General features: G+C 67.1%; 13 protein-coding genes and 1 riboswitch. Of the genes, 4 read left to right on the top strand and 9 right to left on the bottom strand.

Annotated features, from left to right (window positions below):
- The first annotated feature begins 164 nt into the window (after positions 1 to 164).
- On the top strand, positions 165 to 3,248 hold the full coding sequence (locus VMT65_RS05995) for an AAA domain-containing protein (protein ID WP_326306897.1): 3,084 nt from the start codon (positions 165 to 167) through the stop codon (positions 3,246 to 3,248).
- A gap of 453 nt (positions 3,249 to 3,701) precedes the next feature.
- On the opposite strand, the gene murQ is transcribed toward VMT65_RS05995, so the two are convergent.
- From murQ to VMT65_RS06025, 6 genes are all read right to left on the bottom strand, one after another.
- A complete protein-coding gene (gene murQ, locus VMT65_RS06000; protein WP_326306898.1) occupies positions 3,702 to 4,634 on the bottom strand; it encodes an N-acetylmuramic acid 6-phosphate etherase in 933 nt (310 codons plus the stop codon).
- Complete coding sequence (locus VMT65_RS06005; protein ID WP_326307461.1) at positions 4,631 to 5,494, bottom strand: MurR/RpiR family transcriptional regulator; 864 nt, start codon at positions 5,492 to 5,494, stop codon at positions 4,631 to 4,633. Before VMT65_RS06005 ends, murQ begins: the two co-directional genes overlap by 4 nt.
- Positions 5,495 to 5,499: 5 nt before the next feature.
- Positions 5,500 to 6,660 (bottom strand): anhydro-N-acetylmuramic acid kinase, encoded by a 1,161-nt coding sequence (locus VMT65_RS06010; protein WP_326306899.1) that lies wholly within the window; start codon positions 6,658 to 6,660, stop codon positions 5,500 to 5,502.
- Entirely contained in the window at positions 6,660 to 8,189 is a 1,530-nt protein-coding gene (locus VMT65_RS06015; protein WP_326306900.1) for a sodium:solute symporter, read from the bottom strand. The genes VMT65_RS06010 and VMT65_RS06015 overlap by 1 nt, the downstream gene beginning before the upstream one ends.
- 73 nt (positions 8,190 to 8,262) lie before the next feature.
- Positions 8,263 to 9,186 (bottom strand): BadF/BadG/BcrA/BcrD ATPase family protein, encoded by a 924-nt coding sequence (locus VMT65_RS06020; protein ID WP_326306901.1) that lies wholly within the window; start codon positions 9,184 to 9,186, stop codon positions 8,263 to 8,265.
- A 66-nt stretch (positions 9,187 to 9,252) separates the two neighbouring features.
- Positions 9,253 to 10,155, bottom strand: coding sequence for a TIGR03564 family F420-dependent LLM class oxidoreductase (locus VMT65_RS06025; protein ID WP_326306902.1), 903 nt, complete (start codon positions 10,153 to 10,155; stop codon positions 9,253 to 9,255).
- A 73-nt stretch (positions 10,156 to 10,228) separates the two neighbouring features.
- On the opposite strand from VMT65_RS06025, the gene VMT65_RS06030 reads away from it, so the two are divergent.
- Positions 10,229 to 11,194 carry a DNA polymerase domain-containing protein gene (locus VMT65_RS06030; RefSeq protein WP_326306903.1) on the top strand — a complete coding sequence of 322 codons (966 nt, stop codon included), beginning with the start codon at positions 10,229 to 10,231 and terminating at the stop codon, positions 11,192 to 11,194.
- Positions 11,195 to 11,198: 4 nt separating this feature from the next.
- Here VMT65_RS06030 and VMT65_RS06035 read toward each other — a convergent pair whose 3' ends face one another.
- Genes VMT65_RS06035 through VMT65_RS06045 form a run of 3 tightly spaced genes read right to left on the bottom strand, consistent with a single transcriptional unit; the run spans position 11,199 to position 15,013 of the window.
- On the bottom strand, positions 11,199 to 12,485 hold the full coding sequence (locus VMT65_RS06035) for an ABC transporter ATP-binding protein (RefSeq protein WP_326306904.1): 1,287 nt from the start codon (positions 12,483 to 12,485) through the stop codon (positions 11,199 to 11,201).
- 16 nt (positions 12,486 to 12,501) lie between these two features.
- Positions 12,502 to 14,256, bottom strand: a complete 1,755-nt coding sequence (locus tag VMT65_RS06040) for an ABC transporter permease (protein ID WP_326306905.1) — start codon at positions 14,254 to 14,256, stop codon at positions 12,502 to 12,504.
- 31 nt (positions 14,257 to 14,287) lie between these two features.
- Positions 14,288 to 15,013, bottom strand: coding sequence for a hypothetical protein (locus tag VMT65_RS06045; protein WP_326306906.1), 726 nt, complete (start codon positions 15,011 to 15,013; stop codon positions 14,288 to 14,290).
- Positions 15,014 to 15,324: 311 nt separating this feature from the next.
- Positions 15,325 to 15,496, bottom strand: a riboswitch (M-box (ykoK) riboswitch).
- A 97-nt stretch (positions 15,497 to 15,593) separates the two neighbouring features.
- Between VMT65_RS06045 and VMT65_RS06050 the strand changes: the two genes are divergently transcribed.
- Together VMT65_RS06050 and VMT65_RS06055 are read left to right on the top strand one after the other, a co-directional pair.
- Positions 15,594 to 16,097, top strand: coding sequence for a DUF3558 domain-containing protein (locus tag VMT65_RS06050; protein ID WP_326307462.1), 504 nt, complete (start codon positions 15,594 to 15,596; stop codon positions 16,095 to 16,097).
- The gene (locus VMT65_RS06055; protein ID WP_326306907.1) at positions 16,097 to 16,609 is read left to right on the top strand and encodes a DUF3558 family protein; all 513 of its coding nucleotides are present in this window, start codon (positions 16,097 to 16,099) and stop codon (positions 16,607 to 16,609) included. The genes VMT65_RS06050 and VMT65_RS06055 overlap by 1 nt, the downstream gene beginning before the upstream one ends.
- The last annotated feature ends 24 nt before the right edge of the window (positions 16,610 to 16,633 follow it).

A 16,633-nucleotide genomic window follows, 5' to 3' on the forward strand; every position in this document is an offset into this window, starting at 1 on the left:
GGTCTGACGCCCAGCCTCAGCGGCTGCCACGAACACGGTCCGAATTATGACATTGACTATGACCCATAGTGCCAACCCTGCTGGCCGGGGTGCGAGAAGCAACATCGTGAGGCAACCTACTGTCAGGTTGCGTGCCGACCGGCGTGAGGGGTCTGGGGGTGGGTGTGAGCGATGCGAAGCTGCCTTATCCGGTAGCCGAGTTGCTCGAGGCGGTTCGGTTGGAGATTCTCGCTGAGCGGCGTTCCGATGCGAAGGACACTCCCAAGGTGTCACTGTCCAAGGGCAGGCTGATCACCTCGGCGACCGACAGTCACGAGTATCTGTTCGCCTGCAAGAAGTGGGACGAGTCGCTGGACGGTAGCCCGGTGTTGGCTCGGCCGTCGAACTCGAAACAGGGATGGTTTCCCGCGGAGGCGTCCCGACTGCCCGACGGAAACATCCGATTGGTTACATCCGAATCATTTGGACAACGGGCGGAGAACGTTCAACTGCGAAAGGATGATTCGGCTGGCCTCCTTGTTCTTGTCGAGCGGCTGGAATCGGTTGGCGACGATGATGCGCTTCGGGTCGAGAGCGGGGGATGGGTTGTCGCGCAGGGCAGCCCTACCGTCGAATACGACGATAGGCCGGGACGCTGGATTGCCGATTGGCCGGGGCTGCAACTGAACCCGCGCCAGCGGTTGGCGGTTCAGCAGTCGCTCGCGAGCGAGATCCTGTTTCTGTGGGGTCCACCAGGCACCGGGAAGACCGACGTGGTCGGTCACATCGTCGAAGGCAACGTCCGGCAGGGACACAACGTTCTGTTTCTCGCACCTACGCGCGTGGCAGTCGACCAAGCGCTGGAACGAATTTGTGGTCTCCTGGCCCATGACGAGGGCTTCATGGACGGCATGGTGCAGCGAGCCGGAGACATCGAATTGCCTTCCCTCCGTGCACGTTACGGATCGGCGATAGATGCCGAGCAAATCATCGCCAGGATGGCCGAGAAACTGGACGCGGAAATTATCCAGGCCACCGACGCCGTGAATCACGTTCAGGTGTGGATCGATATGCACGGCCGAGCGCAAGAGCTCGAGGTGCAGCTTGCGGGCAGAGTCGAGGCAAAGAGCGCGGCCGCAACCTCGATAGCCGATGCCAGGCGGGGGTTGGAAAAGGCGAATGCGGACATCGCACAACTTCAACGGCAACTCGACCGGGCAGACAATTCCCTCACTTTCTTCGCGGACCGCAAGGCCGCACGAAACGCGACGCTTCGGCTTCAGCTGGCCGATGCGGAAGGGCGGAAGCAAGCGTTCGGCCGCCAGCGGCGGAGTGGGGAGCTGGATCTTTTCAACGCAAGCACCGAAATGGCCTTGGTGAGTGGAGAACTCGATTCGGTCAAAGCCACGCTCAGGTCGGTGCCACCATGTTCCGAGCTCAGTCGCCAATTGGAAGCGCTACGAAAAGGTTTGAGTGAGCTCGAGCAGCAACGGTCGAAGATCAAGCAGACCGTACGCAGCCGATGCCGTGTTCTGGGAACGACTGTCGCCAAGGCGGTCCAGACCCGCAAGCTTATGGACCGTGTCGACGTTGTCGTCATCGACGAAGCCGGGATGGTCGACCTGCCATCGGCTTGGCTGGTCGCTGCCCTCGCGCAGAAGAGAGTCGTCATAGCGGGCGACTTTCGGCAGCTTCCCGCGATCACTAAGGCCGACAGCGATCGGAAGGCCACCGCCGACGAGCGCGCACACGCTGACAGATGGGGTTGTAGTGACCCCTTCCGCGCGGCAGGCTTGGTCGACGAACGGGGTGGCGTGATCCGCGATCACCGGCTGGTGCCGCTGGATACCCAGTACCGCATGCGTTCACCGATATGCGAACTCGTCAATGCCGTGGCCTACCCGGACGCACCGCTACAAACAGGCCGCGGCGATATCAGCGGTATCCCACCGAACCCCTTGGTAGACGCCGCTGTCATGCTCATCGATACGACGCGTCAGCGCATCCCGGGCCCCGACAACAAGGCGAACACGGTCAACGAGGCAGTTGTCCACGAACTTATTCGTGGACTTCAATACGAAGGTGTGCTGCCCGGTCGAAAGTGGCAGGAATCGGAGATCGCTGCCAATTCCCGGCCTACCGATCGGCTTGCGGTCATCGCACCGTATCGAGCGCAGGTGCGGGCGTTGCAGGGCAGTTTGAAGTACCGGTTCGGCAATCAGTATGAGGGACTGGTCGATACGATCCATCGGTTCCAGGGCAGTCAGCGGCCCATCGTGATCTTCGATACAGCGGTCGGTGCAGGGAAGAGCCCCGGTCTGTTTTACTCCGAATCTGGGCTCGACTCAAAAACGTGCAGACTCCTGAATGTGGCGCTGAGTCGGGCACAAGACCACCTGGTCGTGGTGGCTGACCTCGAGCATCTCCGTGAGCACCTACCGGGGTTCAGTGAGGCCCGAATCATGCTCGATCACCTCGAAAAGCACGCGCAGGTCATGTCGGCGGATCAGCTCATCCCGATCCGGGAAGCAGCCCAGCTGTCGACTTTGTCCGAGGAAGAACTTCGTCGTCCTGCCTTCTTTCCGGCCGACGAGGTTCCGAAGGCCGTGGAGTGGGATGTCGGTCGTTCCGCTACGAGCATCGAGTTGCACAGCCCGTTCCTGGACTCCGGTCCGGTCAGCAAATGGTCGAGGCTGTTTGGTGAGCGGGTCTCGGCAGGAGTTCGTGTAGTCGTCTACACAAGGGCCGATAAAGAACAGCGTGACGATGCCGCTGCCGAGCGGCACCGGAAACGGGTCGAGCAGCTACGTCTGACGGGTTGCGAGGTCAAGTTCCGGGAACGAATGCATGAAAAGGTGCTCATCATCGATGCGGCCATCCTCTGGCACGGCTCGCTTAACCTCCTGGCCAACACCGGTCCCACAGACCTGATGATGCGTTTCACCGACCCGGAATCCTGCGCCCGTGTCAGCCGGGTAATCGAGCAAGCCCGAAAAGACCGGGCTGCGCGACCGACGAGCTGGCAACCAAACGCTCAGAAGAGCGCTAACGACCAGCACCGCCCTAATGGCATACCGGCGCAATCGAACACAGGCAACACGATCACGCCCGGCACGGTGATAAATGGACGTATGTACCTCAACGTCCCCTTCGCGGACAAGGACACAGCCAAGCGTGAACTAGGCGCGCAATGGGATCCGAAGAACAAACTCTGGCACGTCGACGCCGCAACCGTACCGCCTGAGCGCGCGAAACGCTGGCTGCGTTGAGTTGGAAGCGTGGTCCATAATCGCGGTCCTAACTCCAGGGCGTCCTGCCACGGCTGTGCCGACACGGCAAGAGGACTCCGCCTCATTTGTCGATCTGGCCTATGCGCACCCATTTGGGGACCGTTTCCGGGGTTACTACTCCGAGCCGGTCCGCGACCGCCCTCATCGCCGCCGCCCACTCCGACTCATGCTTGTCTCAACCTCAGCGAACATCCGCGTAGCCCGCTCACGCAGGTGATTCTCCGAACTCGACACGACTCCGTCCTCAGCAGAGCCGGTTGCCGGGAACCCACGGCTCGGATGATCACGTCCGGCCCGTCGACCAGCACCGCGTGGTTCGTATGCTGGTCTGTCAGGTCCACAACAAGAGACAACAGCAGGTCGATGACCTGCGGTTTTCTTGTATTCGTGGCAGTGCGTGGGCCGGTGACGCGCGCTCATCGGTCGTTGCGGCTATTGCTCCAAGGTGGTCGAAGCGTCGATGACCGGGCGGACGAAGCCGTGGGATTGGGCTAGGAGGGTGCGGGCGGTGGGGGCGTCGACACCGGCCAGGTGCATGACTATGGCGATTTTGGGGTGGTTGTCGGCGGCGGCGAGGAGCGTTGCGGCGGTGGGGAGGTCGAGGTCGGTGGCCGCGGCGACTATGCGGCGGGCGCGGTCGGTGAGTTTGGCGTTGGTGGGGTTCAGATCCACCATGAGGTTGCCGTAGACCTTGCCCGATCGGACCATGGTCGCGGTGGTCAGCATGTTGCAGACCATTTTCTGGGCGGTGCCGGCTTTCAGTCGGGTGGAGCCGGTCAGGATTTCGGGGCCGGTCTCGATTTCGATGGCCACGTCGGCGTGGGCGCTGGTTTCGGCATTGCGGTTGCAGGAGATCGCGATTGCGGTGGCACCGATCGTGCGCGCGTAGCGCAAGGCGCCGATGGCGTAGGGGGTGCGGCCACTCGCGGCCAGCGCCACGACGGCGTCGGCGGCGGTGAGGTGTACCGCGGCCAGGTCTTGTTCGGCCCGGTCCGGATCGTCTTCGGCGCCTTCGATCGCGCGGGTGAAGGCGTCGGCGCCGCCCGCGATCAGGCCCAGTACCTCCGCCGGGTCGGTGCCGAAGGTCGGCGGGCATTCGACCGCGTCGAGCAGGCCGAGCCTGCCGCTGGTGCCGGCTCCGATGTAGATGAGCCGGCCGCCGCGTCGCCGGGCATCGACGATGCGTTCGACCGCCCGGGTGATCGCGGGAATCGCCTGGGCCACAGCGGAAGCCACGCCCGCGTCCTCGGCGTTCATGGTGCGCAGCAGCTCATCGATCGGCATCGAGTCGAGGTCCGCGGTGCGCGGGTTCGCGAGTTCCGTTGTCAGCGCGGCGATCCCGTGCGGCGGCTGGGCGCGGCTCATCGAACTCCCTTCGCTCGGCGATTCACGACCGCCTCGTAGGTGCGGTGCAGCGCGGCATGCGCGGCCGGAGTGCGCTGCAGGACACCGACGTAGAGGGTGTCGACGACCAGCAGCTGGCTCATGCGACTCGCCAACGCCGCGGAGCGGAAACCATCCTCGCGTCCGGCCACGAGCACGGTATGCCGTGCCGCACGCGCCAGTTTCGATGCGGCCCCGGCCGTCACGGCGACCGTGGTGGCGCGTGTGGTCGCGGCGTGCTCGACCGCCTCGACGATGCCCGCGGTCTCCCCGGAGTGCGAGAAGGCGACGATCACGTCGCCCGCCTCGAGCAGGCTCGCCTGCACGAGCGCATCATCCTCGGAAGTGCATGCGCCGCACCACATTCCGATACGCGTCAGTTTCTGTGCCATATCCATCGCGACCAGCCCGGACGCGCCGATGCCGATGAGCTGTACGCGCCGCGCCCCGACCAGGGCATCGACGACGGCCTCCATGGTCGCGGGGTCGGCGAGTTCCGCGGTGGCCAGCATGCCCTCGGTCTCGAAGGCGGTCAGCTTGTGCAGCACCTTCGACAGCTCGTCGGCGGCGTCGATATCGGTGGCGAACACCGGTGCGCCGTCCTCGCTTCCGACGGCGGCGAGCGCGAGGCGCAGCCGGGGATAGCCGTCGTAGCCGAGCGTCTTGGCCAGCCGGACCACCGCGGAGGTGCTGGTGCCGGACCGCTCCGCGAGCTGGTTGACCGTCAGTTGCGCGACGCCGGACGGGTCGTCGAGGATCACGCGCGCGAGCTTCAGTCCGCTCGGGGACAGCCGCGGGATCGCCGCGAGCAGCCGCGTGCGGACGTCGTCACCGGCGGACATGGCGCTCACACCGTCACCGTCAGTCGCCGAGGCGGCGCGAAAGACGCGGTGGGCCAGGCGAATCCGGCGGCCCCGGGGGTGAGCGAGCCGAGCACACTGGCATGCGTAGCCCCGGTGCACGCCGGATGGCTGCCGGGGAGGCCGTGCACGGTGAGGAAGCCGAGTACGGCGAAGGCGGTGGCCTCCTTCGCCGCCGAAGGCAGGTCGAGTTCGTCGGAGGTGCGCAGCCGCGCGGTGCCCAGCCGGTCGCGCAGCATCGCCAGCAGTGTCGGGTTGCGGGTGCCCCCGCCCGAGGCGATGACCTCGGTGAGCCCGAAGGGTTCGAGAGCGTCGGCGATGGTGTGTGCGGTCAGCGCGGTCACGGTCGCGACGATATCGTCGGGCGCGAGCGGTCGGTCGCGCAACACGCGCTCGAGGTAGGCGCGGTTGAACAGTTCCTTGCCGGTCGACTTGGGCGGCAGCGCAGAGTAATAGGGTTCTGCCAGAAGCTGTTTCAGTAGCTCGGCGTCGATGGTTCCGCGCGCGGCCCGCGCGCCCGCCCGGTCGATGTGCTCGGCGCCGTCGGTGGCGATGGCGACGGCGGCATCGATCAGCGCGTTTCCCGGCCCGGTGTCGAATGCCACCGGGGCGTCACCGGTGACGGTCACGTTCGCGATCCCGCCGATATTGAGCGCGGCCGCCCGGCCGGGCCGCCCCGCCAGCCACAACAGGTCGAACAGGCCGACCAGCGGCGCGCCCTGCCCGCCCGCGGCAATGTCGCGGGCCCGGAAATCGCTGACGACCGGCACTCCGGTTCGCTCGGCGATCCAGGCGGGCTGGCCGAGCTGGAGGGTGCCGTGCGCGGTTCCCTCGCGCACCCAGTGGTACGCGGTCTGGCCGTGTGAGGCGATGAGATCTGCTGTACCGCCGAAGAATTCGTGGACGGCCTCGGCGGCGATCGCCGCGAAGGCCTGGCCGATCTCGGTATCCAGTCGGCAGACCGCCGCCATGTCGACCGACCCGGGCGGCAACGCGGCGATGAGCTCGGAGCGCAGCGCGTCGGGATACGGGCGGCTGAGCAGGCCGACGACGCGGACCCGCAAGGTGTCGTCCCGCAGGTCGATCTCCGCACCGACGGCATCGATCGCATCGTGCGAGGTCCCCGACATCAGCCCGATGACGCGCATCACGCCACCGCCTGCGCCGGGTCCGGCTCGGAGTCGGCGGGTGCCGGATGGAAGCGGGAGGTGACCCCGCCGACGACGAGGGTGACGAAAACGCCGATGGGCACCAGCCATTGGGCGGCGATGCCCTTTTCGGTCACCTGGCCCGCCACCGTCACGTCGATCTTGATCACCCGCACCACGAAGGTCATCACGGCCACGGTCACCACGAAGGCGACGATCGCGTCGAACTGATTGGCGCCCTTGACGAGTCGGCCGAGCAGGAACGCTCCGAGCAGGGCTCCGTAGGTGTATCCGGCGATCGTGAGCGCGGTGAGGTACACATTGCCGGTCGTCGCGCTGAAACCCATGGCGAACAGCGCCATCAGCACGGCCCACACCAGCGTCATGACGCGTGCCAGGCGCAGCATCGCCTCATCGGAGAGCACCCTGGTGCTGAAACTGCGAATGATGTCCGCGACAGTGGAATTCGCCATCGAGTTCAGCGCCGAGGACAGCGATCCCATGGCCGCGCCGAGTATTCCGGCGACCAGCAGCCCGGAGATCACCACCGGCAGCCCGTGCAGGATGAAGTCGGGGTAGAGGCCGTCGGCGCTGGACAGGCCGAGCTGCTTGGGCGTCTTGCCGCCGTTGTAGGACCACAGCAGTGCCCCGACCAGTGAGAAGGCCGCGAACTGTACGGCGACGAAGACACCGGAGGCGATCATGGCCCGCTGGCTGTCGCGCAGTGATCGCGTCGCGAGGATGCGCTGCACGATCAGCTGATCGGAGCCGTGCGAGGCCATCGCGAAGATGGCGCCGCCCAGGATCGCGGTCGGCAGCGCGAAGCTGCTGGTGAGAATGTGCGCCAGGCCGAAGTCGGTATCGAAGACGCGGAACTTGCCCGCGTGCAACGCATTCGAGTAGCCGGTGGCTCCGACGTGGCCGGACAGGACGCAGATCGCGATGATCGCACCGGTGAGGTAGAGGCCCATCTGCAGTGCGTCGGTCCAGATGACCGCCTTGATGCCGCCGAGGTAGGTGTAGACGACGGTCAGCAGGGTCAGCGCGACGATGATGGCGTCGTAGCCGATCGTCAGGCCGAACTCGCTGAGCAGCAACTTGATCGGGATGGCGGAGGCGAACAGTCGCACGCCTTCGGCGAGCAGCCGGGTGAAGACGAACGTCACCGACGCGACACCCTGGAGATAGCGGCCGAAGCGCAGTTCGAGGTATTGGTAGGCGCTGACGAAACCGCCGCGCTTGTAGAGCGGAATCAGCACGGCGGCGACGACGGTGCGGCCGATGATGTAGCCCATGGCCAGCTCGACATTGCCGAAGCCCTGGTCGGTGTAGGCGCCGCCCGGGACCGAGATGACGGTGAGCACGCTGGTCTCGGTGGCGACGACCGAGAAACACACGGTCCACCAGGGCATTCGGCCCTCGCCGACGAAGTAGTCGGTGCTGGATTTTTGCTTGCCGGACAGCCGCAGGCCGATCCAGGCGACGGTGACCAGGTAGAGCACGATGACGGCGAGATTGAGTGCGTTCATCGCAACTCCCCGGTGACGCGGTGGATCGATTACAAATTAGTGTCAGTCGTCACACAGTAGCTGTCAATATTTTTCACCCGATCCGAGTGACCAAGCCCTCCAAGGCGGTTCCCGCCTCGACGGCCAGCAGGGCGGCCCCGTCGATCGGCAATCCGAGGGGAGCGCGACGATCGACGACCCTCTCGAGCATGGCATCGAGTGGATCCAGCAGCGCCGCACCGAGATTGACGAGCCCGCCGGTGACCGCGCAGGGCACCGGCGGGCGCAGGCCGGACCGCTCGACCGCGGCGAGAACGGACCGGCCCAGGGCATGGCCCGCGGCCGACATGATGGCCGCGGCGGTCTCGTCGGTGGCCGCGGCCGCGGCGACGGCGGGTGCGAAGCGAGCCGCGGTCGAGGCCGGATTATCTTGCTGTCCAAGCAGATTCGGCAGTTCCTCCGGCCCGACGCCATAGCATCCGCCGATAGCGTCGACCAGCGCCGTACGCGGTCCGCGACCGTCGTGCGCACGCAGCACCGCGCGCAGCCCTTCGAGCCCGATCCACCCGCCACTGCCCTCATCACCCAGCAGCGGCCCCCACCCATCGACCCGGGTGAAGCGCCCCGCGTCGTCGACCGCCGTCGCGACGGCTCCGGTACCGATCGCGAGCACGACACCGGCCGATCCGCCGAGCGCCCCGGCATGCGCGGTCACGGCGTCGGAGGTCACCGCGACCGCATTCGCGCCGCTGCCTTCGGCCAGCCGCCGAGCGAGCAGCGCCGCGGCCTCCGGCGCGGATGCGGCTCCGGCCGCGCCAACGGACAGGACGAAAGCCGTTGCCGGCGCGACCCGCTCGACAACCGCCCGAATCGCATCCTCCGCCGCGCTCACCCCGCCCGCACTCGCCAACCCGGGGGCACCCGCCGCCTCGACCCCCCGGATCTGCCGCCCCCCAAATCGCAATGAACCCCGGCAGCCGGTCTTTCCGAGATCGATCGCGAGGATAGGACTGGTCATGAGCGACCATCGTGGCACGGTGGGACGGACCCGGCCCGGGTCGTCGCCGTGACCGAGACACAGGTCTCAGAGTTGGGCGGCCAGGGACCAGGTGCGGAGTTCGTCTTCGGGGGTGCTGAGGTTGGTGGTGGTGAGGACTACTTCGGTGGCTCCGGCTTCGCGGTAGCGGTGGATGCCGGCGGCGATGGTTTCCTCGTCGCCGATGAGGGCCAGGTCGGCGGCGTGGCGGACGCCTTCCTGGTCGAGGACTCGGCGGTAGGAGGGGACCCTTTCGTAGAAGGAAAGGGTTTCGAGGGCTTGGGCGCGGGTGGCTTCGATGTTGGCGGTGACTACCGCGGGGACGAAGGCTACTACGCGGGGCGTGGTGGTCGAGGTGCGGGTGAGGGTGGGAATGATGTGGGAGCTCAGGGTTTTCGGGCCCGCCAGGTAGGGGAGGATGCCGTCGGCGAGTTCGGCGGTGACGCGGAGGGCTTGGGGGCCCATGGCGGCTACGAGGATCGGGGGGCGGGGGTGGGCGCCGGGGAGGGCCGTGGGCAGGGTGGGGGTGGTGGTGAGGAGGTCGCCGTGGAAGTCGGCGGTGCCGGTGTCGAACAGTTGGCGTAGGGCGGTGAGGAATTCGCGGAGGCGGGCGATGGGGCGGTCGAAGGGGATGCCGAAGGAGTCGCCGACCAGGGTGGAGCCGAGGGCCAGGCCCAGGTGGTAGCGGCCGTGGGTGGCGGCTTGGGCGGTTTGGGCCGCCGCCGAGACGAGGAGTGGGTGGCGGCCGAGGACCGGGATGGCGGAGGTGCCGACCTGCAGGCCGGGGACCTCGCGTCCGACGATGGCGGCCAGGGCGGGCGAGTCGTAGTCCAGGCGCTGGCCGAACCAGACCGACTCGACGCCCACCTCGTGCGCGGTCCGCGCCTGGGCCACGATCGCATCGATGTAGTTGTCGGCATTCGTCGCGGCGAGTGCGATTCCGAGAGTCATGCCATGGGCAACCGGTGCGCGCCCGGGCCTCTTTCCCCGAAATCAAGGTGATCACAAGGGTTATGGTGGGGCGATGGGCGATGATGCGCGGGCCGGGTTGAAGTTCTCCAGTCTCGACAGTCCCTTGTTCGACGGTGCCGACGCCACCAAGGGCGATCTGATCGATTACCTGGAGGCCGTGGGGGAGCGGATGGTGCCGTCGTTGCGGGATCGGCCGCTGTCGGTGGTGCGGGTGCGGCCGGGGCAGGAACCGTTCATGCAGAAGAATCTGCCCAAGTACACGCCGGAGTGGGTCCAACGGGCGACGCTGTGGGCGGGAAGTTCGCGGCGGGAGATCTCCTACGCCCTGTGCAATGACGTGCGGACGCTGCTGTGGTTCGGGAATCAGCGAGCGGTGGAGTACCACGTGACGCTGTTGTTGGCGGAGGGGCTGGTCGACTATTCCGGCAGCCCAACACATTTGGTGTTGGACATCGACCCGGCTCCGGACCAGCCGTTCGAGCAGGTGGTAGGTGCGGCCGAGCTGATTCGGCGGGCGCTGGAGGCCGACGGTCTCGCGGGTGCGGTGAAAACCAGTGGCTCCAAGGGCGTACACATCTTCGTCCCGGTCGTCCCCGGCATCGATCTCGAGGACGCGGCCGCGGCCACCCGCGCCATCGCCGCCCGGGCCGAGCGCCTCGATCCGGCGCTGGCCACCACCGCGTTCATTCGAGAAGACCGGGGCGGCAAGGTTTTCCTGGATTCGACGCGCGCGGGTGGCGCCACGGTCGTCTCCGTATACAGCCCACGCATCCGGCCGGGCGCGACCGTGTCGTTCCCGGTGAGCTGGTCGGACCTGCCGAGCGTCGACCCGCACGACTTCACCATCCGCACGGCCGTGAAACTGCTGGGCCAGCGCGATCCGTGGTCGGAGCTCATGCCCGAACCGCAAACCCTCCCAGGCGATCTGATCGCCGAGGGCCACACGATTCCCGTCGCCCGCGTACAGGCCATGCACGAGGGCAAACGCCGCGCCCGTGCGGCCCGACGCGACGACTGAGCCCTCAGCCGTGGACCGGATGCCGCAGGAACATCCGCTCGTCGGCGTCGTATTCGTAGAGTTCGCCGTAGCGTCCCCAGTCGACGGCGGTGCGCAGTTGCCGACGGGCCGCGTCCTCGGTGAAGTTGCGCCGCAGGAGATCCAGGAAGAATCCATCGCGCATGCGTTGCTTGTGCGCACCGGCCAGGGCATGGTCGATGGCACCGACCAATGGGGCTTTCGCACGAGCCACCCGCGCGAAAATCTGCTTGGCCGTGTCGATATCGGCCTCGATGAACATGCGCCCGTCGACCGTGAGCTCCAGGTCGCCGTCGGCGGCGGTGGCCAGCCCGAGCAGGCGTGCGGCATCGACCAGCGGCATGATGTCGTCGAGTTCGAACCGCAGCCCGCTGGCCAGGTCGGGGAGATCGGCGCGCCCGCCGCTCATGGCCACCAGGTCGAGCATGCCCGCGATGCCGTCGACGGTGGCATCTGGCAGTGGGCGATTGGTGGGTGTGGGCGTGACGGTCTCCCGGTCGCCGTCGTAGGGCGAATCGGTGAGCATGCGGTAGGCATGGTCCACCAGATTCTGGAAATGGGCGCCTCGCGTATCGCGCGGATGCGCCAGTCCGATCTTGATCTCGCCCTTGATCCGCCCGGGGTTGTTGTCCAACACCAGGATTCGATCGGCCAGCTGCACCGCCTCCTCGATATTGTGGGTGACCATCAGCATGGTCTTGGTCGGGAACGCGGCCTCCCCGAAGAGCCGAATGAGCTCGCCGCGCAGGTTCTCGGCGGTGAGCACGTCCAGCGCGGAGAACGGCTCGTCCATGAGCAGCACCTCGGGCCGCACCACCAGGGCGCGCGCGAACCCGACGCGCTGGCGCATACCGCCGGAAAGCTCCTTGGGATAGGCGTTCTCGAAGCCGTCGAGCCCGATCATGTCGATGGCGTCGGTGACCCGCTCGGCGCGCTCGTAGGCCGGAATCCCTTGTGCGCGTAGGCCGAGTTCGACGTTCTGCCGCACCGTGAGCCACGGCAGCAGCGCGAAGGTCTGAAACACCATGGCGGTACTGGCATTCGGCTCGGTGATCTCGCAATCCCGCAGCCGCGCGGTCCCGGCCGAGGGCCGCACCAGCCCCGCGATGATCCGCATGAGCGTGGACTTGCCCGACCCGGATTTGCCCAGCAGCGCGACGATTTCGCCCTCGCGCAACTCCATGCGGACGTCGGACAGGACCGCCAGCTGCTCGCCGGAGGGATTGGTGAAGTTCTTGGTGACGCGATCGACGGTGATGACGGGAGTGGACATCGCGTGGTTCTCCTCTCTAGATCAATGCGAAACGGGTCTCGGCCTTGCGCTGCAGGCGACGCCAGACCAACCGGTTGATGGCGACCGTGACCACGCTCATGACGAGGGTGCCGAGCAGCACCTTGGCGAATTGGTCATTGCCGGTCGCATTGGTGATGTACGCGCCGAGTCCGAACGCCTCGAGATGCGTGTTGCCGGAGTCGACGACCTCGCCGACCAGGGTGGCGTTCCACGCGCCGCCGAACGCGGTGATCGCGCCGACCACGTACCCGGGCGCGATCGCGGGCAGGATCAACGACTTCCATCGCTCCCACCCGTGCACCCGCAGGTCGTCCATGGCCTCGCGCAGATCGGTCGGGATCTGCCCGGCCGCCGCGATCACGTTGAACAGCACGTACCACTGCGCGCCCAGTGCCATGAGCACGGTGCCGCCGATGTTCAGCGAGATGCCGGTGTAGGTCAGCCCCGCCACCACGAAGATGTAGAGGAACTGGGCCGGGAAACTGGCCATCACCTGCACGACCGGTTGCGCGAACCGGCAGATGCGCGGATTCATCCCGATCCATACGCCGACCGGCACCCACACCACGGTGGACACCACCAGCAGCACCACCACGCGACTCAGACTGGCCAGACCCATGAGCGACGCGGGCCCGAATTCGGCGAAGCCCACGGTCCTTTCGAAGTAGCGGGCCAGCGTCCACGCACCCCAGGACAGTGCCGCGAACAGGGCCGCGAAGAACACCGCGTCCCCGGCGCGGCTGCCGCGCCGTTCGTACGGCGAGCGGGTCGCCCGCCCGAAGATCCGCATGAGGCGGTCGATCCCTTCCTCGACCGGCCGCAGCCGCGCCGCGACCCGAGCGGGAATCGTGCTGCGCCGCAATAGATCCAGCACCAGGCTGCGCGGTGCGAGCGCCGCCTCGGTGTGCTCCACCCGGAACCGTTCCGACCACGCCGTGAACGGCCGCCAGAACAGCACGTTCACCAGCACGATGGTGGCGACCATGACGGCCGCGCCGATCAGCAGCTTGCCGACCGCGGCCTCGGAGGTGGCGGCGGCGATGAAACTGCCCATCCCCGGCAGCGCCTGATCATTGCCGGAGACGCTGATGACCTCCGAGGACGCCAGCATGAACCACGCGCCGCCGAAGCTCATCATGCCGTTCCAGATCATGGGGATCATGGCGGCCGGAATCTCGAGCTGGGTCAGCCGCTGCCAGCGGGTCAACCGCATCATGCGCGCCGATTCGTCGAGCTCGCGCGGCAGGTTCCGCAGCGCCTGGTAATAGGCGAAGGTCATGTTCCAGGCCTGCGCGGTGAAGATGGCGAACACGCACGCCGCCTCCGCTCCCAGGTAGGAGCCGGGGAACAGCGCGATGAACGCGGTCACCGTGATCGATACCAGCGCCAGCACCGGCACCGACTGCAGAATGTCGAGCATCGGGATGAGCACCTTCTCCGCCCGCCGCGAGTGCGCGGCCCACTGACCGACCACGAGCGTGAACAGGACCGACGCACCCAACCCGACGAACATGCGCAGCGTGGTGCGGGCCGCGTAGTAGGGCAGATGCGACGGATCGGTGGACACGGTGCCGGGGCTGTCGCCCGGCACCCACGGCACCGAGATGTCGCGAAAGAGCTTGACCACCACCACCGTCAGCACCACGCCCGCCGTCAGCAGCAGGTAGTCCGCGGGCCGCAGCCCGCCGCGTGCCCGCCGGATCTCCGGAGATGGCTTGGGGCCGTGCGGAATTGCGATTTCAACAGTCATGACAGATACCTCATGGGGAGTGCCGCCGACCTCAGCCGTTGACGGGAGCGGCGGGAGCGGCGTCGACGGCGGGCGGCGCGCTCATCACGCTCAGGAAGTGGGCGGCCGATCCGATCAGCGCCGGTACGCCGATGAGCAGGTTGAAGACCACGACACCCATGCCCGCGCCCGCGACCGCTCCGGCCAGGCAGCCGACGATCGCACCGAGCGGGCCGCTCGCCGCGGTGCCGATCGCGCCGGTGAACACGCAGCCGAGTGGGCCGCCGACGATCGCGCCCAACAGCGTCCCCACCGCGAGGGCGACGGTGAGCTCGTTGTTGACATTGCCCATGGCGGAATTGAATCGATCCTCCGGGCTGTCACCGTCGGCGATGGGCCGCAGGTCGATATTCCGCACCGGGGCCGTCGCCGCCCGCGTGGCCAGCTGCCGCTCGTCGGCGGTCAGCGGCCGGGCCGCGTCGGTGCGGGGCGTGAGAATGGCGGTGGCGCCGTCGATTCGGGCATCGATCGGATAGGCGGTGTCCTGTTGGGCCAGCAGCAAGGGGAGTGAGCCCACGACCATGCCCGCGGGATCGAGGATCTGTAGCTGGTCGTGATCCACGCGCAGCGAGCCCGCGTCGGTGTGGAGTCGCACCGTGTGGTCGACGATCGCGGCCGTGGCCTGGATAGCCGCCGGTTCGGCGTGGGCGGTGGCGTGGGTGGTGAGTAGCGCGACGCTGGTCAGTGCGCCGAGCCAGGCGAACATGCGAATTCTCATTGGGATTGTGTCCCCTCATCTCGCCGCCCGCCGGGTATTGCGGGCAGCATCGAATTCCGTCGCGCACTATTGGTGCGGACGTTCGGTCATGAATTGCGGATCGTGGGAATCGACCCGGAAATTGGCGCGCGAATACGACGGCACCGCGGTGGCGGCGTCGAATATCGGCGAATTATGCGCGTCGAGCCGACGCGGCGTCGGTGTGCTGTGTAGCGGAGGGCGTCATCTGGCTGTCCAGACCTCCTCGAACTCGTGGAACGCGATACGACAGCGCACACGGGGGAAAGTCGATCAGGTGAAACCTGGAGGGACGGACACCCCTCTCGTCAGAGCTTCGGCACTGTGCGACGTATTCCGCTGGGCGGGAAGCCACTTTGGATTACCCCTTAATCCGGGGAAATCTGTCCTAACCTTGGGCGTCTCTCGACGTCGTCAGATCAGTGGCCTGTGTTCGTACAGGAGCCTCGCCTATCGAGGTGCGATATCGAACGTAGTTACCGGCTTGTGAATTGTCAAAATCCGCAATCGGAAGTGTTGTGGATCGCAGGATTCAACCGGCTCGCCTACGCTGGTCGGCGTGATGAGAGCGGTGGGCGCGGCGGCGGGGATCGCCCTGATCGGAGTGGCGGTCGCCGGCTGTGGCTCCTCGACGCAGCAGGCGGCGCCGAGCACGACCGTGGCGCCGAAGGTCCTGCCGTCCCCCAACACCATTGGGCTCTGCGGCGGCGTCGCGGATGCCGATATCGCCCAGCAGACCGGGGTCGGCGATCTTCAGCGGGTCTCGGTGAATCCGATTAGTTGCGCGTGGCAGCCGTCCGGGGGCACCGACTACTCGGTGGTGTTCCACTGGTTTCGGGGCAGCTCGCTGGAGGAGCGTCGCGGCCAGGTGACCACCGGAAAGCCGACGACCGTGCAGGTCGCGGGGCAGCCCGGCATCGAGTGGCAGGACACGGCCAGCTGCGAGGTGGCGGTGGCGTTCGGCGACACCGACTTCATCGACTGGACCGTGCGGCATGCCGGGGTCGGCTGTAAGGGCGTCGAGCAGCTGGCGGCCGCCACCTTGAAGCAGGCGGGACAGGGCTGATGGCACGACTACACGCCCGAATCGCGGTGTCCGCCTTGCTGATCGCGAGCCTCGCGGGCTGTTCGCACGGCGCGCGGCCGTCGGACGCGCCGACCTCCGCCGCCCCGAATTTCCTGGCGGACTGCGGCCCGCTCGAGGATCAGAAGCTGGCCGCCGCCATCACCGCCACCGGTATCAAGCGGCAGAGCTCGCCGACCGTCTGCAACTGGACCGCCACCGCGGCCGGTGGCGGCACCGTCGATCTCACCTACGCCTGGCTGCGCGATGACACCCTGTCCCGCGAGGTCCAGATCGCCGACCAATTCGGTTACCAGATCGAGCGTTTGGTCGTGAAGCACTTCGGCGGCATGTACTGGCGCGACCCGAGGGATCCGGGCAGCTGCGCGGTGACGGTGGCCGATACCGGCACCGTCACCTGGTGGGTGCAGAACCGCGACCACGCCGCGCACCCCGATGCCTGCGCGGCGGCCATGGCGCTGATGACCGCGACCCTTTCGGTCGACGGCATCTAGATCAGGTTCGGCGACCTCGGAGAG

The sequence above is a fragment of the Nocardia sp. CDC153 genome (genome assembly GCF_035818515.1).
In the GTDB taxonomy this organism is placed as follows: domain Bacteria; phylum Actinomycetota; class Actinomycetes; order Mycobacteriales; family Mycobacteriaceae; genus Nocardia.